Genomic DNA, 18,177 nt, shown 5'->3' with positions numbered 1-18,177 from the left:
AATATGGCAAAAGACTTTAGCCGTACTGACCGAGTGGGTCAGCAATATCAGCGCGAAATTGCGATGATATTGCAGCGTGAAATTAAAGACCCACGCGTGTCAATGGTCACAGTATCCGACATTGAAGTGTCACGAGATCTTGCTTATGCAAAAGTATTCGTGACCTTCTTTAACGACGATGAGGCCTATGTAAAAACAGCATTGAAAGTGCTGAATGATGCGTCAGGCTTTATTCGTTCGTTGTTAGGTAAGCGCGTGCGAGCGCGTATTACCCCTGAACTGCGTTTTGTGCACGACCCTTCACTGAATGAGGGGATACGCATGTCGCGTTTGGTTGACGAAGCAATCCGTCGTGATTCGCATCGCAGCGATGATGCCGATGACGGTATTGAAACCAAACCGGATTCAAACGGAGACGAATAAATGGGACGACGTAAATCGGGCCGCAATGTTAGTGGCGTGATTTTGTTAGATAAGCCCCGTGATATCACATCAAACGCCGCACTCCAGCAAGTGCGGCGTTTTTTTAATGCCAATAAAGCGGGGCATACTGGTGCTTTAGATCCTTTAGCAACTGGTTTGTTACCATTGTGCTTTGGTGAGGCGACAAAAGTATCTCATTTTGCGTTAGAGGCGGATAAAACCTATCGTGTTGTCGCACAATTAGGTGCGAGAACAACGACCAGTGATGCTGAAGGTGAAGTGGAATGGCGCTGTGAGCCTTCTGCGTTAGAGTCACTAACACAAGCGCAAATAGAAAAAGCGATAGCCCATTTTGTTGGTGAACAAGCGCAGTCACCATCGATGTATTCAGCTTTAAAGCATGAGGGGCGGCCGCTGTATTGGTATGCTCGCCAAGGCATTGAGGTGCCGCGTAAAACACGTCAAATCACCATTCATAAAATCAGTTTTGTTGAATGGGTTAATCATCAACTGACGTTGGAAGTGACCTGCTCCAAAGGCACCTATATTCGTACGCTTATTGATGACATGGGTCAGTTTTTGGGGTGCGGTGCCTATGTTCAAGAACTGCATCGAAGCTGGATAGAGGGTGTTGAAGGGCCAATGTTGAGCTTAGCCGAAATTACTGAAGTTGCTCAGCAAACAAATCGTGAAGCCGGCGACTACGCTGCTCTTGACGCGTTATTGCAACCGAATGATTGTGTAATACGGCAAATTCAAGCGGTTTCAATTGATGCTGAAAACGCGATGCGATTTCAAAGTGGTAATCCGGCCAAAGTGTCCCTAGATGCGCCTACGAGCGCCGCGGCTTGGCGAGTTTTTCATGCTGATAGTGGTGAGTTTCTTGGAATCGGCATCTGGCAAAATGGGGTTCTTTCACCGAAGCGCGTACTGAACTTGTAAAACCGAGTTTAACCGTTGTTGGCATTGCGTTTGAGCACATTCATGCGTATAATCCACAGCGATTTCGTCGGTGCTGAATTAGTGATTGGCACTGACATTCTTAAACAATCAGGAGTAATATATGTCACTAACTGCGGCACAAAAAGCGGAAATCGTTAAAGAATACGGTCAAGGCGAAAACGACACTGGTTCTCCAGAGGTTCAAGTTGCTTTGTTAACTGCGAACATTAACGAGCTGCAAAGCCACTTTAAAGAACACGCAAAAGATCACCACTCACGTCGTGGTCTGTTACGTATGGTTAGCCAACGTCGTAAATTGTTGGACTACTTGAAGCGTAAAAACAATCAGCGCTATGCAAGCCTGATTGAGCGACTCGGTTTACGTCGCTAAGCACTGTTCGAGCAAAGGGGCCTGTTGTGGCCCCTTTTTTGTTTAATGAAAAATCAAAGCGATATTGGATATTAGATATTGGATATTAGAGAAGCGAGCCGGCATTTAGCTAGTATCTAATATCTAGTAGCTAATAGCGCTTTAGAATTTAAAGAGAAAGAAGAAAGGAAAATAACACGTGAATCCGATTACAAAGAAATTTCAGTATGGTCAGCATACAGTAACATTAGAAACCGGCGCGATGGCGCGTCAAGCAACAGCAGCAGTACTTGCAAGCATGGACGACACCACCGTATTGGTTACCGTTGTCGCCAAGAAAGATGCGAAAGAAGGTCAAGATTTCTTCCCATTAACTGTAAACTATCAAGAGCGTACGTACGCTGCTGGTAAAATCCCAGGTGGTTTCTTCAAGCGTGAAGGCCGTCCTTCAGAAAACGAAACTCTAACGTCGCGTTTAATCGACCGCCCAATTCGTCCATTATTCCCTGAAGGTTTCAACAACGAAGTACAGGTTATTGCGACCGTTGTTTCAGTAAACCCACAAATTAACCCTGATATTGTTGCGTTAATTGGTACGTCTGCAGCGCTAGCTATTTCTGGTGTGCCGTTTGCAGGTCCAATTGGTGCGGCGCGAGTCGGTGTGGTTAACGATGAGTACGTACTCAACCCAACCATGGACGAACTGACAACATCGAAGCTTGATTTGGTTGTTGCTGGTACTTCAAGTGCTGTATTAATGGTTGAATCTGAAGCGCAGTTATTATCTGAAGATGCCATGTTAGGTGCAGTTGTTTATGGTCACGACCAAATGCAAACTGTTATCGATGCAATTAACGAATTTGCAGCTGAAGCTGGTAAAGAGAAGTGGGACTGGCAAGCGCCGGCAACCAATGATGGGTTGTTGAACAAGATTAAAGAGCTTGCGGAACAGGGTATTGGTGACGCTTATCGTATCACTGAGAAAGCACAGCGTTATGAGCAAATTGCAGCACTGAAAGCTGAAGTAACCGATAAGCTGGTTGCGGAAGACGAGACGCTGGATCCGAAAGAAATCGGTGATTTGTTCCATTCACTTGAAAGTAAAGTTGTGCGTAGCCGCATTATCGCTGGCGAGAAGCGTATTGACGGTCGTGACCCAGATATGGTTCGTGCATTGCACATCGCAACTGGCGTGCTTCCACGTACTCACGGTTCTGCTGTATTTACCCGTGGTGAAACACAAGCGTTAGTTACAGCAACTTTAGGTACAGAGCGTGATGCGCAGATGATTGACGACTTAACGGGTCGTACCGATAGCCGCTTCATGTTGCATTACAACTTCCCTCCATACTGTGTTGGCGAAACTGGCATGGTAGGTTCACCGAAGCGTCGTGAAATTGGTCACGGTCGTTTGGCGAAGCGCGGTGTACAGGCTGTTATGCCTTCGCAAGAAGAATTCCCATATACCATTCGTGTGGTTTCTGAAATTACCGAATCAAATGGCTCTAGCTCAATGGCGTCAGTTTGTGGTGCTTCGTTAGCGTTGATGGATGCTGGTGTTCCAATCAAGTCATCGGTGGCAGGTATTGCCATGGGCTTGGTGAAAGAAGGCGACAAGTTTGTTGTTCTTTCAGACATTTTGGGTGATGAAGATCACTTGGGCGACATGGACTTTAAAGTAGCGGGTAGCACAGAAGGTGTTACAGCGTTGCAGATGGATATTAAGATTGACGGTATTACCCGTGAAATCATGGAAATTGCATTAGCACAGGCAAAAGCTGCTCGTTTACACATTTTGAATGTGATGGACGATGCAATTTCAGGTGCGCGTACTGAGTTATCAAACTACGCGCCACGTTACACTACAATCAAAATCAATCCTGATAAGATTCGTGATGTCATTGGTAAAGGCGGCGCGGTTATTCGTGAATTAACTGAGAGCACCAATACCAACATTGAAATCAATGATGATGGTACCGTTCGTATCGCAGCAACTGACCAAGAATCTGCGGATGCGGCAATTGCTCGTATTGAAGAACTTACTGCCGAAGTAGAAGTTGGTCGTATTTATCAAGGTAAGGTTGCTCGCATCGTTGATTTCGGCGCGTTCGTGACGATTCTTCCAGGTAAAGACGGCTTGGTTCACATTTCACAAATTGCTGAAGAGCGAGTGAACGATGTGAATGAATACTTGAAGGTTGGCGATGTTGTACCAGTTAAAGTACTTGAAATAGACCGTCAAGGACGTGTTCGTTTGAGCATGAAGGATGCGGCTGACAAGCCAGCTGAAGCGCCTGCTCAAGAGACCTCAAACGACGAGTAAGCTTTTGGGTACTTAGTGATTGAAAAAGCTGTGTTTGGGCGACCGAACACAGCTTTTTTTATTGATGTTTCTTAACATTCAATTTTCGTTTTTTGGTGCAATCTACGTTATTATGCTGTTAAGAGTTTCACAACAAGGTAGTCGTTCATGAAAATCCGTTTCGGGCTTGTTATTGCGCTGATGATGCTGTTGAGTGCGTGTGCGCAAACTGGGGAATCATCAGATTCGACACTGACTAATTTATTTGTGGTGACGCCACAAGAGCCCGATGCCCGCTATCAACTAGAAATAGCGAAGCTGAACGAAATTGTTGCCCGTGATTTGGAATTACCACAAGAAAGTCGTGCGGAACTTCTTTACCGTCGCGGTTCTTTGTACGATGCGTTGGGTTTGGTAACACTCGCCCGCATTGATTTTAATCACGCGTTAGAATACAACCCGCGCTTGGCCGACGCCTATAATTATCTCGGTATTCATTACACCCAAATGGAAGAGTTTAGCTACGCCTACGAAATGTTTGATGGTGTTTTAGAGCTCGAACCGGAACATCCGTATGCGGTGCTTAATCGCGGAGTGAATGCCTATTATGATGAACGTATCGACCTTGCTATTGACGATTTTAAACGATTCTTTGAGGCGCAACCGGATGATCCTTATCGGGTAATCTGGCTATTTTTAGCCGAAGTAGAAAACGATCCGACAGCTGCCCGTTTGAATTTAGCAAAACGTCGTGTTGAACATGGCAACACCGAATGGGGGTGGAGCCTTGTCGACTTAATGCTTGGGGCGATTGATGAGCAAACATTTTTGAATGGGTTTGCTGTTCGCGATTTAAAGCCTGATGAGACGCTGGCAGAGCGTATGTGTGAAACTTATTTCTATTTGGGTAAGTTAAAACAATTAGATGGTGATTTCTCTGCGGCATCTGTTTACTTTCGTCTGGCGATGAGTACAAATGTTTTTATGTTCTTGGAATATCGCTATGCAAATTTGGAGTTGCAACGCAGTAAACAAGCATTAGAAGTCAACTCACAGTCTAATTAATGGTCATTAACTGTGAAGCTATATAGCGCTTTGATTCTATCGATACTACTGAATCAAACTGTCAACGCAGCGAATCCACACGAACTTGCGGTAGACGCTATTACCATGCCAGCACACCGTATTTCGATGCAACAATGCGGTGTTATGGCACCTGTGACACTCTATCTACCCATGGCCCATGAACAACAGGTGCTCAATAACTTGTCACAGTGGCATCGACATCCCTTGGCTCAATTTGTTAACTGTTTTTCGGTGCAAACCTACCAATCTGAGCAGCTGCAGTGCGAGTTGACTGGAAGTCGTCAACGCATGTCGTGTGAATGGCATGCGGACGAAGATAGAGCAAATCGAGTGATTGTTTTTGTCACTCATCAGCAAGGTCTCGCAAGTAGTACCTCGACTCAAATCATACTTCCTGTAGAGGCATCATTATCACTCTTGGCTCATGAGATTGGTCACTGGTTAGGTTTGGTCGACGAATACGCAATGGCGCCTGAACTTGCTCGAAATTTCTGTCTGGGGCGGTATGAACATGATAGCGCCAACGTCGTCATTACTGACGAAAAATTCATGTCTGAAGTGCAATTACAACAGTTTTGGCGTCAACTTCCCTGGCACTTTGCCGTAGATGATTGGCGCCACTTAGCGACCGAGGTTGATGAAAACCGTTGGCGTCTAGGAACTCGCGGCAATGCAATCGGGTTACACCCAGTCGCCACTTGCGATGCTGTAGAGGGAAGGTACGCATGGCGTCCAGTTGCGAACATGACGCCAATGCAGTACTACGATATCAATCAGTGGCCTGAATTATATCTTGAGCTTATTGCACACTCACGGTAATTGCTGTTTGCGCAATCATTAATACGGGGCAGAGCAGGGCGAAGAGCCATACTAAACTACGTAATTTGTCCCAGTTAGCGAGATAAAATACATGGTATGCAATACGAAACCCAATAAAACTAATGGCAAGCGTGGTGTTAAGTTCTGTGATCTGATTGGTGACGAGAACTAACAAAATGGCAGCCGCATAGAGCGGGAACGCTTCATAAGCATTATAGTGACCGGCAACGGCTCGTGCTCCAGCTCCAGTTAGGCGGCTTTGTTGTGCACGAGGATGGCGATTATCATAGCCTTTATCACGATTCTGAAAATAAACCACAGGGGCTTTTGCCGCAATTGGCAATAGCCCTGCAATTAGTAAGCACCAAATGAGCACACTCATTTGACTTCCTTACCGGCGGCTTGCATATCCGCATGATAAGACGAACGAACCAGTGGACCAGAAGCAATGTGGGTAAAGCCCATTTTCTCGCCTTCTTCACGGAACATATCAAATTCAGCTGGTGTAACATACCGAGTAACCGGTAGATGATGACGGCTCGGTTGTAAGTATTGACCAATGGTTAACATATCCACGTTATGAGCTCGCAAATCGCGCATCACGTCGAGAATTTCGTCATTCGTTTCACCTAAACCAACCATTAAACCGGATTTCGTACGAACGTCAGGACGTGCCTCTTTATAACGCTGCAACAAATCGAGCGACCATTGATAGTTGGCTCCTGGACGTGCGGCTTTATACATGCGCGGAACGGTTTCGAGGTTATGATTGAACACATCAGGCGCTTCATCGGTAAGTATGTCCAGAGCAACGTCCATGCGGCCACGGAAATCTGGAACGAGTACTTCAACTTGAATACCAGGACTTTGTGCTCGAATTTCTCGAATGCAATCAGCAAAGTGCTGCGCACCGCCATCACGAAGATCGTCACGGTCTACTGATGTCACAACCACATACTTCACTTTCATATCACGAATGGTGGCACCGAGTTTAACAGCTTCTTCTGGATCCACTGGAAGCGGGCGGCCATGCGCGACGTCACAAAACGGACAACGACGTGTACAAATAGCACCCAAAATCATGAAGGTTGCTGTACCGTGGTTGAAACATTCGGCAAGGTTAGGGCAAGACGCCTCTTCGCAAACCGAATGTAAGCCATGTTTACGCATCGCTTGTTTGATTTCGTCGATACGCTGAGTCGAGGCGGGTAACTTCACCTTCAACCACTCTGGCTTACGCAACATTTGGTCGCGCTCAGTAGGGACTATCTTGACTGGAATCAACGCCATTTTGTCGGCGTCACGCAGTTTAACTCCAGGTTCAACTCTAACTGGCTTTGACATAATCTTTCGCGAATCCTGTTTCTTCAGTCGTGTGTTCATAACCCAATAAGCGAGCAAATATTTGGGTTACATGCTGAGCCGCTTCACTGACACTTTGCGGCCCATTCAAGTCTTTACATTGCACCATTTGCATCCCCGCATAACCGCAAGGATTAATACGCAAGAATGGTTCAAGGTCCATATCCACATTTAAGGCTAATCCGTGAAACGAACAGCCTTTACGTATACGCAAACCAAGCGAACAAAGTTTTGAACCATCGACATATACGCCGGGCGCATCTGGACGCGCTGCAGCCTCAACCCCATATTCAGCCATCATTGCCACAATTGCATCTTCAATGGCGTTTACGAGTTGACGTACGCCCATTTTGCGGCGGCGAATATCAAGCAAGAAATAGACCACCAATTGGCCTGGCCCATGGTAGGTAACCTGACCACCGCGATCAACTTTCACAATAGGAATGTTGCCTGGTGCTAAAATGTGTTCTTCTTTACCGGCTTGTCCTTGAGTAAAAACCGGGTCGTGTTCCAGCACCCAAAGTTCATCAATTGTCTGTTCATCTCGCTCGTCGGTGAACGTTTGCATGGCAGTCCATACAGGTTCATAAGGCTGTCGACCGAGGTGACGAATAATTAACTTAGAGGACATAACGAACTTCTTCAATATCGGCTAAGGCGCGATACAGCGTTTCAATATGCTGTTGGCTCGTGACTTGTACTTTGATCGATACTGAATGGTAATTACCTTTGCTACTTGGTTTAACCGTTGGCGAATAATCGCCTGGCGCATGCTGCTGAGCTACGGCGACAACGCTGTCTGGTAACTCCGGTACAGCAAGCCCCATCACCTTAAACGTAAAGTGACATGGAAATTCTACCAACTCATCAAAGCGTGTTTTTTGCATGCTTTACTCCTGAATGAGATGTCGTTTGCTGGCGTGAAACGCCTCAGCTATTTGTGCGGTAATCACGCCGCATTGACCATTGCCGACAATTATATCATCAATTTGGCCAACCGGCTGTACTTCGCGGCTCGAGCTCGTCAAGAACACCTCATCAGCGTGTTGCAATTGGTTGACATCACAGACGATTTCGAACACTTCGATACCTAATTGTCGAGCTAGTTGAATTACCCATGTGCGGGTGATGCCAGCTAAAATCAAGTGGTCAGCGGGAGGTGTGTATAAAGCCCCCTGTTTTACCAGAAAATAATTACACGAAGCACCTTCGGTAATGCGACCATTACGATGTAATAATGGCTCGAGTGCACCTTTTTTAGCCGCTTCGCGCTTCAACATAATGTTTCCGAGTAAACTGATACTCTTGATGTCGCATCGGTGCCAACGAATATCTTCTAACACGGCAACTTTTACTGGTGTCGGTGTGTTCCAGTGAACCTGGAGCGGGGACACACTGGCATAGATTGTCGATGTTAGTGGTTGGGTTGGTAGATGACTGCGTTGGCTGTCTGCACCAAAAGTTAATTGAATGTACACCAAACAGTCGTCAAGATTATTGCGATGTATCAAATCGCTTACAAGCTGATACCAAAACTCAGTAGCGATGGACTCAATTCCAATGGCTTCGGCAGAGCGTTGCAATCGCTGAATATGTAGATTGAGGAGAAAAGGGCGTCGCTGGTAGACGGGGACAACTTCATATACGCCATCTGCAAACAAAAAGCCTCGGTCAAAAACCGAGACTTTTGCGTTTTCATCGGCGACCCAGTCACCGTTTAAATAGACGAGGTTAGACACATTTGCTGCCTTAATAGAGGCGCTTAGCTTTCGCCTTCGCCACTAAATTGTTGTTTCGCCCAATCCATCAAACGCTTGAATACGCCACCCTGTTCAACTGAGTTTAGTGTCACCAGCGGGTAGCTAGCAATGTCTTCGCCTTCCAATTGAAGATAAACGGTACCAACTTGCGTCCCTTTTGCCAAAGGCGCTTCAAGCGTTTGGTTCAATTCAAAGTTTGCTTTCAAATTATTGCGTTGGCCCTTCGGTAAGGTAATCACAACGGGTTCAGTAACGCCGAGTTGAACAGTGTCTTGTTCGCCACCCCAAACGCGGTGATCAACAAAACTTTCGCCAGCTTGATATGCTGTAACGGTCTCATAATAACGGAAGCCGTAGTTGAGTAGCTTCTTACTTTCTACCTTACGAGCTTGTTCACTTGAAGTACCCATAACGACAGCAATTAAACGGGTGTCCCCTTCGGTTGCTGATGAAACAAGGCTATAACCAGCTTCATTGGTATGGCCGGTTTTGATACCGTCAACATTCATACTGCGATCCCACAGCAACGAATTACGGTTGTATTGTTTGATATTGTTATAGGTAAATGATTTTTCGGCATATAGCGAATATTCTTCTGGAACATCGCGGATTAAAGCTTGAGCCAGCGTCGCCATGTCACGCGGCGAGCTATATTGATCGGGATCGGGTAAGCCATGACTGTTCGCAAAGCTCGAGTTACTCATCCCTAATTCAGCGGCATAGGTGTTCATTAAATCGGCAAACGCATCTTCGCTACCCGCAATGTGTTCGGCCATGGCGACACAGGCATCGTTGCCTGACGAAATCACAATACCGCGATTAAGATCGGCAACAGAAACTTGTTTACCAACTTCAATAAACATTTTTGACGACTCAGGGAAGTTCTTGGCCCACGCGTTATTACTGATGGTAACCATGTCGTCATTACTAATGCGCCCAGATTGCAACTCGCGCCCGATAATGTAACTGGTCATCATTTTGGTTAGACTGGCCGGTGATAATGCTTCATCGGGATTTCCTGAAGTTATGACGTGCCCGGTGGTGTAATCAATCAGTATGTAACCTTTGGCGTTGACTGATGGGGCCGGGGGAACGATTGCGGCTTGCGCGACAGCGGTAAACGCTACTGCGGTTAGGGCAACTGTGCGAACAAAATGACGAAGTACACGACGCATGTTAACTCTTCTCTATTTTTGTATTCTGGATGAATAATAAAGGGCGCTGAATATAGCATAAATTTCACTGCTGTAGCAGTCGCCGGGGCGATTCTGCCATAGCTTGCTATTTATTTCCGACCAACGTTGGTATCACGGAACTGCCACGCGAAAAGCATCGGGGTACCCAGCATTCCGTAACTGTTCAAGCAACTTATTGGTTTGTGGTTCAGCTAATGGACCTAAAACTACACGATATAGACCATTGTTTGGCTGAGTAGTTGCAGGTACTTGGTATAAATTCTGTAAGCGTTCTGCTTCAGCTTGTAATCGCTCTGAATCACTACCGGCATGAACTTGAATATAGAATTGTTCGATTGCGTCCATCTTAAGCGGCGGTGTAACGGCGAGCGCTTCGTTTCCTGAACTTGGTTGCAGTGCCTCGACTTTGACCCGAGCTGTACCTGATTTAAGCATATCGAGTTTGTATGCTGCGACATACGACAAGTCGATGATACGGTTGCCATGAAACGGACCACGATCGTTAACACGAACAACAACACTTTTGTTGTTGTCGAGGTTGGTGACACGAACATATGTTGGCAGAGGGAGGGTCTTGTGCGCGGCACTCATGGCGTACATATCGTAAGTTTCGCCGTTTGAAGTGAGATGACCGTGGAACTTTTCACCGTACCACGATGCGATACCTTCTTGATTGAAATCACTTATGTCATCCAAAATATGCCACGTATTGCCGAATAGCGAGTAGCTTCGGTTGCCTTGGCGACTTGGTGGTTCAAAGCTCGGTTCAGGCTCCACAAGCTCGTCCGCGGTGGGCAGCCGAGATGGAATTGAATCATATTTCTGACTGTAGCGTGAGTTCGTTGATGAACTTGAACACGCACTCAGTAGAACAATAATCACCGCTGTAAGAGTAAACCGAAAACCTATCATCATGTCTTAGCGCGCTTGTTTTAGTTGTTGACTAAGTTGGTAGACGGCCATAGCGTATAACGGGCTATGGTTATATCGGGTAATAACATAAAAGTTATTGAATCCCAGCCAGTACTCATGGCCTTCCGCTAACTCAAACTCAAATACTTTGGCTTTGGCTTGCGCCGTCACGGCACTATTTTCTGGTAATTCTAGACCCTTCTGTTTCAATTCTGCAACTGAAGATTCTGGCTTTAACCCTTTATTCACCAGCTGTGCATGAGTTGGCGATGTGGCTAATTTTATCGCCACAGGCTCATTTTTCTGCCAGCCATGTTCAGCGAAGTAATTGGCAACACTACCGATAGCATCCGTTGGATTACCCAAAAGGTCACGGATATTATCGCCATCGAAATCAACTGCATAATGCCGATATGATGATGAAATAAATTGCCCATAGCCCATGGCTCCCGCGTAGGATCCCATTAGGTCGCGCGCTGGCAACGACTCTTCGCGGGTTAACAGCATAAATTGCTCGAGCTCAGAGCGAAAAAACTTTGCGCGCGGCGGATAATGAAAACCTAAAGTATAAAGTGCATCTAATACACTGTATTTACCGCGATATTCGCCATAAAACGTCTCGACGCCAATTATCGCTACAATAATTTCTGCCGGTACGCCAAATTCTTCTTCAGCACGAGTGAGTGTTTGCTGATGTTGCTGCCAGAATTTCAATCCAGCCTGCAAACGTTTCTCGGTGAGAAAAATTGGATAGTATTGGTACCATGGTTTGGCTTCCCATGGTCGCGCAATGGCTTCAAGAATAGTTTCATTACGCGACGCCTGTGCGAGCAGTGATTCAACTTCATTGCGCTGAAAACCATGCTTGGAAACCATTTGTTCGATAAATTGCTGACGTTGTTCTTGGTAATCGGAATTTGCCAACGCAGAGTGGCTGATAAAACTAAGCGCACTGCAAAAGGTGAGTGCCAGTGCTTTGCTGAAATTACCCATGAATTGTATTCCTTTTGTCGCTAATCATGCATGACTAAACGTTTATTCGTCGCAATCGCCATCAGTAAACCAAAACCTGCTAGCAAAGTCACCATGGAGGTGCCTCCGTAGCTAATCAGCGGTAAGGGTACACCAACAACTGGCAATAAGCCTGATACCATGCCGATATTTACAAGAACATAAACAAAAAACGTCAAGGTTAAACTGCCAGCAAGTAATTTTTGATAGACTCGTTGTGCGCGCATCGAAATAATCATGCCGCGAAAAATGACGAATCCATAGAGTAAGAAAAGGCCGATAACACCAACCAGACCAAATTCTTCACTAAAGACAGAGAAAATAAAGTCGGTATGGCGCTCAGGAAGAAATTCGAGTTGCGATTGCGTTCCTTGAAGCCACCCTTTGCCTTCAACACCACCCGAGCCAATGGCAATTTTGGATTGGATAATTTGGTAGCCAGCACCTAAAGGGTCGCGTTCAGGGTCTAAGAACGTCAACACACGTTGGCGTTGATATCCATGCATCAGAAAAAACCAGAGTACCGGAATAAATGCACCTAACGCCGCAGCAAAAAATGTGATTAAACGCCAGCTGATTCCAGATAAAAACAGGACGAAAACACCAGAACTTGCAATCAGGATTGACGTACCTAAGTCTGGTTGTTTGGCTATCATCAGGGTTGGTACCATCAATAACAAAAAGGCAGCAGCCATGCGACGTTTGGTCGGTGGAATACCATGTTCAGCAAGAAACCAAGCAATGGCCATGGGTACGGCAAGCTTCATTATTTCGGAGGGTTGAATTGTTACAACTCCGAGATTTAACCAACGTTGTGCTCCTTTACTGGACTCGCCGAACAAGAGTACACCAAGTAGTAATACGACACCGATGGCAAATAGCGGAAGGGAGAAACGTTCAACAACACCAAGCGGAATCTGCGCAATTACCAGCATTGCTGTGAATGCAAGGCCAATGCGGATGACTTGTCGCTCGGTCATCGCAAGGTCTTGGCCACTCGCTGAATAAACGGTGACTAGACTCAGAATAGCCAAGGCGAGCAGCCCTAAAAAGAGCGGGCCATCAATATGAAAACGTTGCAGCCAATTGTTATTTTGCTCATTGCTGCGCATAACGTTGTTCCTGTTCGAAGTAGAAATCGAGTAACTTACGAGCCATCGGTGCGGCAACGCTGCCACCACCGCCGATGGTATTTTCCACGGCAATAACAACAACTAACTCAGGATCCTCAGCTGGCGCATAACCAACATACATCGCGTTATCGCGATATCGTTCATCAATTTCTTCGGCGTTATATTCTTCTTCTTGCCCAATGCTTCGAACCTGTGCTGTGCCCGTTTTACCGCCGCTTGTATACGCTGCGTCTCGGAACGAGCTATGAGCGGTACCCTTAATTGAACTGACAGTTAAATTCATCGCGCGTAATGCTACGTCCCAATTACGAGGGTTGGTTAAGGTAACGGGTTCACGATTCTCAACAACTGCAGGTAGCACCACTTCGCCCTCTTGGATAGCGTGTAGCAAGCGTGGCACGGGTCGTTCCCCTTTGTTAACTAAAACCGATGTACCAACAGCTAACTGTATTGGTGTGGTTGTCCAATAACTCTGACCAATGCCAATCGAAACTGTTTCACCCGCGTACCAAGGTTGATTGAAGCGAGCACGCTTCCAGCCTCTTGACGGCATCACTGCGGCTGATTCTTCAGCGATATCAATACCGGTGCGTGCACCAAATCCATACCGAATCATATCGTCATGAATCGTATCAATACCTAGTTTTAAAGCTAAGTCGTAATAGAACGTATCACAACTTTCAACAATCGCGTCGGTGACGTTAACCCAACCATGTCCCCAAGCTAACCAATCGCGATACCGATGATCAACGCCGTCGATTTGAAACCAGCCGGGATCCCAAATTTGAGTTGTGGGTGTAATTGTGCCTTGCTCAAGTCCCAATACAGCAAGCTGGGGTTTGACGGTAGATGCCGGAGGGTAACCACCTTGAGTTGAACGATTCAGTAGCGGTGAATGATGTGAATTAAGTAAGCTTTGGTACTGCGCGAACGAGATACCTTGGGCAAACCAGTTCGGGTCATAGCTAGGCTTACTCACCATAGCGCGAATGGCGCCATCGCGAGGATCCATCAAAATGATCGAACCGCGATCGTTACCCAAAAGGTCGAATGCGTATTGCTGTAATTCCACATCAAGTTCGAGGTGGAGATCTTGTCCCGGTATTGGGGGCTCAACAGAAAGTGTTCGAATATTTCGTCCGTGAATATCAACTTCTACTTGTTGATATCCAATGGTGCCGTGGAGTAATTCTTCGTAGTAGCGCTCAATTCCAAGTTTACCAATCACTCGAGTAGCAGCGTAGTTGGCTTGCTTGTCTTCTCCACGTAATTTAGTTAAGTCATTACGATTAATTTTTGCAACGTATCCAAGGGCGTGCGTAATCGCTTCGCCGTAAGGGTAATGTCGAACTAGACGAGCCTCAATACTTACCCCTGGAAACTCATGCTGACGCACAGCAAACCTTGCAGCCTGCTGTTCGGTCAGCCTATCTAATAAAATAATCTGATTAAAGCGTCGCTCGCGCCGTCTGCTTTCATGAAATTCATCAATCGTTTCTTGATCTATTTCAAGCAATTGTTGCAGTGCAGACAGTGTCTGATCCAAGTTTTGGACTTTCTCAGGGGTCACCTCGAGGCTCATAACCGGACGGTTTTCTGCGAGTATGCGACCGCGACGGTCGTAAATTAAACCTCGATTCGGGGCTAACGGAACAACTTTTATTCGATTGTCGTTTGAGCGCGTCTGAAAACTTTGGTGGTCAACTACCTGTAGGTGATACATGTTGGTAAATAACACGCCAAAAGCGATAACGACGATAATTAAACTAACAAAAACACGACGCCCAAACAGCGCTGATTCAGCATGATGATCTCGAATGGTGACGCGTTTTTGCTTCATATTACTCGCGATGATAAGGGTGGTTAGCTGTCACACTCCATGCACGGTACAAGCTTTCGGCAATCAGCACACGTACGAGAGGGTGTGGTAGAGTCAGCGCTGATAAAGACCAACGCTCGTCAGCTGCTGCGATACATTCAGGAGCCAAACCCTCTGGCCCGCCGACAAGCAGACTGACGTCACGTCCATCCATGAGCCAATATTCCAACCGCTGCGCTAATTGCGGGGTGGTCCAGCTTTTTCCCGTCACTTCCAACGTGACAATGCGATCGCCTTTTCCAACCGCCGCTAACATGGCTTCGCCTTCTTGTCTAAGAATGCGTGGAATATCAGCGTTTTTCCCGCGTTTACCTGCAGCAATTTCAATCAGTTCAAGCTGGCAATCAGCGGGAAAACGTTTGGCGTAGGTTTGATAACCGGTGCTGACCCAATCGGGCATTTTTTGCCCAACAGCAATCAGCCGAATACGCATTACTTACGCCCCCAAAGCTTCTCAAGCTCATAGAAGTCGCGAATAGATTCTTGCATGATATGGACAACCACGTCACCGAGGTCAACAAGAACCCACTCTGAGTGCTCGTGGCCTTCAACACCAAGTGGGGCGACGCCGTGGTGTTTCGCTTCAGTTGCAACATAGTTGGCGATACTACGTACATGAGTTTTTGAGTTACCTGAACAGATGATCATATATTCAGCAACATCAGTCTGATCGTGAACATCAAGTACTTTAACGTCACGGCCTTTAAGGTCTTCAACTTTTTCTACAACGAAATCGCGTAATTGTTCTGCTTGCAAGAGTTCCACACTCCAATAAATCGGCTAATAAAATAATGACATAAAACTGGCGTAGTTTACCACGAAGCGATAGTAAAAATCAGCTAACGATAGAGTTGGTGTGTTTGAATATAGTTTGCAACCGAACTTGGCACGAGATGTTGCCATGGCTGGTCAATTTGAATCGCGTTACGAATTGCCGTTGCTGATATATCAAACGCTGGCGTTTCAGCGAGATAGACACAACCGCTGGCGCGTTGATGAAGTGATTCTGGTTGCTTTACTTGTACCTTGTTTAACCACCGTTGCAGAGATTCGCTAAAGACGTTATGCGAATGAGGGCGCCGCATCACCACGAAGTGGGCGTGATCGAGCAAATGCTCCCAGTTGTGCCAACTTTGTAAACCGGCAAAAGCATCTTCACCAAGAATAAATACCAAGGTATCTGTTGGCCAGCGCTGATGAAATTGTTCTAAGGTTAATTGGGTGTACGATTTTCGTGATTGCAGTAGTTCCCAATTATCGGCGGAACAACTGGGAATTTCGGTAGCTGCTAGCGTTGCCATAGCGAATCGTTGTTCAGCGGTCGCTCCAGGATAACTTCGATGCGGTGGCTGGGCACTAGGTAACAAAATTAAGTGGTCACTATGTATTTGTTCACAGACGTTGGTGGCCGAACGCAAATGTCCCCAGTGAATCGGATCAAACGTGCCCCCCAAAATAGCTCGCATCATTGTGGAAGCCTACTCACTGCATCGGGGTGACAGTATAGAGTGACTAGGTGCGTTGCCAAGGTTCCATAATCTTCCCCAGAATCGCGCTTGAATGCGTACTCAAGGCGCGCCAATAACTCTGCGGCCTTACTGATTGCCTGTGGTGACATGCGGTGACAAAAATTTCGATAGGGAGCTTCTTGATTACGCCAAACGCCATTTCTACGACAGGTATCGGCAAAATTATCAGCGTGCTTAAGCGTACAAACGAGTTGCCATTCGCGTTGTAACATCCAGTTGAGTATGGCTTCTTCAACGTCGTCTTCAAGCAATCGAGCAAGGCGGTGAAGGGCATTGCTGAGATCGGCATGCAATATTGCCTCTTGCAGCGCAAACACGTTAAAACGACTTTGATCTTGCGCAGCTTGTTGAATCGATTCAGCTGAAATTGGCTGTGGTAAATCGGTCAGTGCCAGCTTTTGCAATTCTTGATCGAGCGCTAATAAGTTGCCTTCAAACCAATTGGCGAGTAATTGGTTGGCTTCTGGTTGCAATTGCAAATTGTAGCGTTGCGCACGCTGTTGAACAAACCTTGGTAGGCTGGCGCGATCAGGGCTATTAGCATTAACTACTGGACCAGCTGCCGTTAAATCTTTATACCACTTAGACTTAAGTTGCTCTTGCTTTAATTTGGGCCCGATAACAATCAGTATCTGCTCATCAAGAGGCGCTTGAGCATATTGTCGCAGTGCATCTGCGCCTTCGCGACCGGGTTTGCCCTCAGGTAACTCCAGTTCAAGGAGCTTTTGGCTTGAGAACAAACTCATGCTGGCGCTTTGATCGGCTAGCAGTCGCCAATCAAACTGGTTATCTTGAACATGTCGTTGCCGTTCATCGATGCCGTGCTCGCGCGCAATTTTTCGTAGCTGTTGTAGCGCATCATCGATTAACAATGGCGCATCACCAAACACACTGATTACTGCCGGCAAACCTCGCTGAGAAAATTGGTCATGCAGTTGTGCTGGTGTGAGTTGCATCGAGGCTACTCCGTTAGGTGTGCAATTGTTTGACGTAATAGCAACCGAGCAGCTTCTTCACGCATTTCTTGAACGAGAATTTCACGCTCGCGAGTTTTCGCTAAGGCAAAGTTAGGGTCGTCTTGATAATCGCGATAGACATCAACTTGCTGTCGGCCAGACGCTTCACCTTGTTCAATGAGCTGATAGTACACAGTGTAAATCATCTCATACTCAGCAACTTGGCCTGATTGTGACAACGATAGCGTGCGACGGTCGAGAGTATCATCAAGAATTTCAATGACTAGACCGTTTTGCTGCGAGGCTCCAACTTGCGCGCCAGCGAGGTTTAAGCGACGCTCTAAAACTTGTTTAAACTCACTAAAAGCGGGCGCTTCGATGCTTATCGTTTGCATTGCAGGTGGCAACTGATAATTATCACGTAACTGAAAGCCACAGCCAGTTAAGGCTGTGGCAATAAGTAAGATGGCTAATTTCAGTATCAAATGACGCATCAG

The 18,177-nt window shown here is 46.5% G+C and carries 21 protein-coding genes; 6 read left to right on the top strand and 15 right to left on the bottom strand.

What is annotated here, in order from left to right; all coding sequences use genetic code 11:
• The first annotated feature begins 3 nt into the window (after positions 1 to 3).
• The 6 genes from rbfA (at position 4) to LG272_RS09845 (ending at position 5,942) form a co-directional block, all read left to right on the top strand.
• Complete coding sequence (gene rbfA / locus LG272_RS09870; protein WP_126759150.1) at positions 4 to 423, top strand: 30S ribosome-binding factor RbfA; 420 nt, start codon at positions 4 to 6, stop codon at positions 421 to 423.
• On the top strand, positions 424 to 1,365 hold the full coding sequence (gene truB, locus LG272_RS09865; protein ID WP_404408273.1) for a tRNA pseudouridine(55) synthase TruB: 942 nt from the start codon (positions 424 to 426) through the stop codon (positions 1,363 to 1,365).
• Between the two features lie 121 nt (positions 1,366 to 1,486).
• Positions 1,487 to 1,756 (top strand): 30S ribosomal protein S15, encoded by a 270-nt coding sequence (gene rpsO, locus LG272_RS09860; protein ID WP_092855684.1) that lies wholly within the window; start codon positions 1,487 to 1,489, stop codon positions 1,754 to 1,756.
• Positions 1,757 to 1,934: 178 nt separating this feature from the next.
• Positions 1,935 to 4,058: a polyribonucleotide nucleotidyltransferase gene (pnp, locus tag LG272_RS09855; RefSeq protein ID WP_404408271.1), complete on the top strand. Its 2,124-nt coding sequence runs from the start codon at positions 1,935 to 1,937 to the stop codon at positions 4,056 to 4,058.
• Positions 4,059 to 4,205: 147 nt separating this feature from the next.
• Complete coding sequence (gene nlpI / locus LG272_RS09850; protein WP_404408269.1) at positions 4,206 to 5,102, top strand: lipoprotein NlpI; 897 nt, start codon at positions 4,206 to 4,208, stop codon at positions 5,100 to 5,102.
• Between the two features lie 12 nt (positions 5,103 to 5,114).
• Positions 5,115 to 5,942 (top strand): hypothetical protein, encoded by an 828-nt coding sequence (locus LG272_RS09845; RefSeq protein ID WP_404408267.1) that lies wholly within the window; start codon positions 5,115 to 5,117, stop codon positions 5,940 to 5,942.
• Here the strand turns inward: LG272_RS09845 and LG272_RS09840 are convergent.
• The 15 genes from LG272_RS09840 to lptE all read right to left on the bottom strand — a co-directional run bounded on the left by LG272_RS09840 (position 5,923) and on the right by lptE (position 18,174).
• Positions 5,923 to 6,324, bottom strand: a complete 402-nt coding sequence (locus LG272_RS09840; RefSeq protein ID WP_126759145.1) for an MAPEG family protein — start codon at positions 6,322 to 6,324, stop codon at positions 5,923 to 5,925. The two genes, LG272_RS09845 and LG272_RS09840, sit on opposite strands and share 20 nt — an antisense overlap.
• Positions 6,321 to 7,286, bottom strand: coding sequence for a lipoyl synthase (gene lipA, locus LG272_RS09835; RefSeq protein ID WP_126759144.1), 966 nt, complete (start codon positions 7,284 to 7,286; stop codon positions 6,321 to 6,323). The genes LG272_RS09840 and lipA overlap by 4 nt, the downstream gene beginning before the upstream one ends.
• Positions 7,270 to 7,935, bottom strand: a complete 666-nt coding sequence (gene lipB / locus LG272_RS09830) for a lipoyl(octanoyl) transferase LipB (RefSeq protein WP_404408264.1) — start codon at positions 7,933 to 7,935, stop codon at positions 7,270 to 7,272. The genes lipA and lipB overlap by 17 nt, the downstream gene beginning before the upstream one ends.
• The gene (gene ybeD / locus LG272_RS09825; protein WP_126759142.1) at positions 7,925 to 8,191 is read right to left on the bottom strand and encodes a DUF493 family protein YbeD; all 267 of its coding nucleotides are present in this window, start codon (positions 8,189 to 8,191) and stop codon (positions 7,925 to 7,927) included. Before ybeD ends, lipB begins: the two co-directional genes overlap by 11 nt.
• Positions 8,192 to 8,194: 3 nt before the next feature.
• Positions 8,195 to 9,043 (bottom strand): aminotransferase class IV, encoded by an 849-nt coding sequence (locus LG272_RS09820; protein WP_404408261.1) that lies wholly within the window; start codon positions 9,041 to 9,043, stop codon positions 8,195 to 8,197.
• Between the two features lie 23 nt (positions 9,044 to 9,066).
• Positions 9,067 to 10,239 carry a serine hydrolase gene (locus tag LG272_RS09815; RefSeq protein WP_126759140.1) on the bottom strand — a complete coding sequence of 391 codons (1,173 nt, stop codon included), beginning with the start codon at positions 10,237 to 10,239 and terminating at the stop codon, positions 9,067 to 9,069.
• A gap of 132 nt (positions 10,240 to 10,371) precedes the next feature.
• On the bottom strand, positions 10,372 to 11,175 hold the full coding sequence (locus LG272_RS09810) for a septal ring lytic transglycosylase RlpA family protein (RefSeq protein ID WP_404408259.1): 804 nt from the start codon (positions 11,173 to 11,175) through the stop codon (positions 10,372 to 10,374).
• Between the two features lie 3 nt (positions 11,176 to 11,178).
• Positions 11,179 to 12,165, bottom strand: coding sequence for a lytic murein transglycosylase B (gene mltB, locus LG272_RS09805; RefSeq protein ID WP_404408257.1), 987 nt, complete (start codon positions 12,163 to 12,165; stop codon positions 11,179 to 11,181).
• A gap of 20 nt (positions 12,166 to 12,185) precedes the next feature.
• The gene (gene rodA / locus LG272_RS09800; RefSeq protein ID WP_126759137.1) at positions 12,186 to 13,295 is read right to left on the bottom strand and encodes a rod shape-determining protein RodA; all 1,110 of its coding nucleotides are present in this window, start codon (positions 13,293 to 13,295) and stop codon (positions 12,186 to 12,188) included.
• Positions 13,282 to 15,156, bottom strand: a complete 1,875-nt coding sequence (gene mrdA, locus LG272_RS09795; protein ID WP_404408255.1) for a penicillin-binding protein 2 — start codon at positions 15,154 to 15,156, stop codon at positions 13,282 to 13,284. The genes rodA and mrdA overlap by 14 nt, the downstream gene beginning before the upstream one ends.
• Position 15,157: 1 nt before the next feature.
• Positions 15,158 to 15,628 (bottom strand): 23S rRNA (pseudouridine(1915)-N(3))-methyltransferase RlmH, encoded by a 471-nt coding sequence (rlmH, locus tag LG272_RS09790; protein ID WP_404408253.1) that lies wholly within the window; start codon positions 15,626 to 15,628, stop codon positions 15,158 to 15,160.
• Positions 15,628 to 15,951 (bottom strand): ribosome silencing factor, encoded by a 324-nt coding sequence (gene rsfS, locus LG272_RS09785; protein ID WP_126759134.1) that lies wholly within the window; start codon positions 15,949 to 15,951, stop codon positions 15,628 to 15,630. The genes rlmH and rsfS overlap by 1 nt, the downstream gene beginning before the upstream one ends.
• An 83-nt stretch (positions 15,952 to 16,034) precedes the next feature.
• Positions 16,035 to 16,664 carry a nicotinate-nucleotide adenylyltransferase gene (nadD, locus tag LG272_RS09780; RefSeq protein WP_126759133.1) on the bottom strand — a complete coding sequence of 210 codons (630 nt, stop codon included), beginning with the start codon at positions 16,662 to 16,664 and terminating at the stop codon, positions 16,035 to 16,037.
• Positions 16,661 to 17,680: a DNA polymerase III subunit delta gene (gene holA, locus LG272_RS09775; RefSeq protein WP_126759132.1), complete on the bottom strand. Its 1,020-nt coding sequence runs from the start codon at positions 17,678 to 17,680 to the stop codon at positions 16,661 to 16,663. Before holA ends, nadD begins: the two co-directional genes overlap by 4 nt.
• 5 nt (positions 17,681 to 17,685) lie before the next feature.
• Positions 17,686 to 18,174, bottom strand: a complete 489-nt coding sequence (lptE, locus tag LG272_RS09770) for an LPS assembly lipoprotein LptE (protein ID WP_126759131.1) — start codon at positions 18,172 to 18,174, stop codon at positions 17,686 to 17,688.
• Positions 18,175 to 18,177 lie beyond the last annotated feature (3 nt).

The organism is Pseudidiomarina marina (genome assembly GCF_044807045.1).
In the GTDB taxonomy this organism is placed as follows: Bacteria; Pseudomonadota; Gammaproteobacteria; order Enterobacterales; family Alteromonadaceae; genus Pseudidiomarina; species Pseudidiomarina marina.
Note: the sequence above shows the minus strand (reverse complement) of the source record. Positions and strands in the feature narration are given on the sequence as shown.

Excerpts from the sequence above, each read along its gene's own strand:
- rbfA (WP_126759150.1), top strand. The coding sequence starts at position 4 with ATGGCAAAAGACTTTAGCCGTACTGACCGAGTGGGTCAGCAATATCAG.
- truB (WP_404408273.1), top strand. The coding sequence starts at position 424 with ATGGGACGACGTAAATCGGGCCGCAATGTTAGTGGCGTGATTTTGTTA.
- rpsO (WP_092855684.1), top strand. The coding sequence starts at position 1,487 with ATGTCACTAACTGCGGCACAAAAAGCGGAAATCGTTAAAGAATACGGT.
- nlpI (WP_404408269.1), top strand. The coding sequence starts at position 4,206 with ATGAAAATCCGTTTCGGGCTTGTTATTGCGCTGATGATGCTGTTGAGT.
- LG272_RS09840 (WP_126759145.1), bottom strand. The coding sequence starts at position 6,324 with ATGAGTGTGCTCATTTGGTGCTTACTAATTGCAGGGCTATTGCCAATT.
- lipA (WP_126759144.1), bottom strand. The coding sequence starts at position 7,286 with ATGTCAAAGCCAGTTAGAGTTGAACCTGGAGTTAAACTGCGTGACGCC.
- lipB (WP_404408264.1), bottom strand. The coding sequence starts at position 7,935 with ATGTCCTCTAAGTTAATTATTCGTCACCTCGGTCGACAGCCTTATGAA.
- ybeD (WP_126759142.1), bottom strand. The coding sequence starts at position 8,191 with ATGCAAAAAACACGCTTTGATGAGTTGGTAGAATTTCCATGTCACTTT.
- LG272_RS09815 (WP_126759140.1), bottom strand. The coding sequence starts at position 10,239 with ATGCGTCGTGTACTTCGTCATTTTGTTCGCACAGTTGCCCTAACCGCA.
- LG272_RS09810 (WP_404408259.1), bottom strand. The coding sequence starts at position 11,175 with ATGATGATAGGTTTTCGGTTTACTCTTACAGCGGTGATTATTGTTCTA.
- mltB (WP_404408257.1), bottom strand. The coding sequence starts at position 12,165 with ATGGGTAATTTCAGCAAAGCACTGGCACTCACCTTTTGCAGTGCGCTT.
- rodA (WP_126759137.1), bottom strand. The coding sequence starts at position 13,295 with ATGCGCAGCAATGAGCAAAATAACAATTGGCTGCAACGTTTTCATATT.
- mrdA (WP_404408255.1), bottom strand. The coding sequence starts at position 15,156 with ATGAAGCAAAAACGCGTCACCATTCGAGATCATCATGCTGAATCAGCG.
- rlmH (WP_404408253.1), bottom strand. The coding sequence starts at position 15,628 with ATGCGTATTCGGCTGATTGCTGTTGGGCAAAAAATGCCCGATTGGGTC.
- nadD (WP_126759133.1), bottom strand. The coding sequence starts at position 16,664 with ATGATGCGAGCTATTTTGGGGGGCACGTTTGATCCGATTCACTGGGGA.
- holA (WP_126759132.1), bottom strand. The coding sequence starts at position 17,680 with ATGCAACTCACACCAGCACAACTGCATGACCAATTTTCTCAGCGAGGT.
- lptE (WP_126759131.1), bottom strand. The coding sequence starts at position 18,174 with ATGCGTCATTTGATACTGAAATTAGCCATCTTACTTATTGCCACAGCC.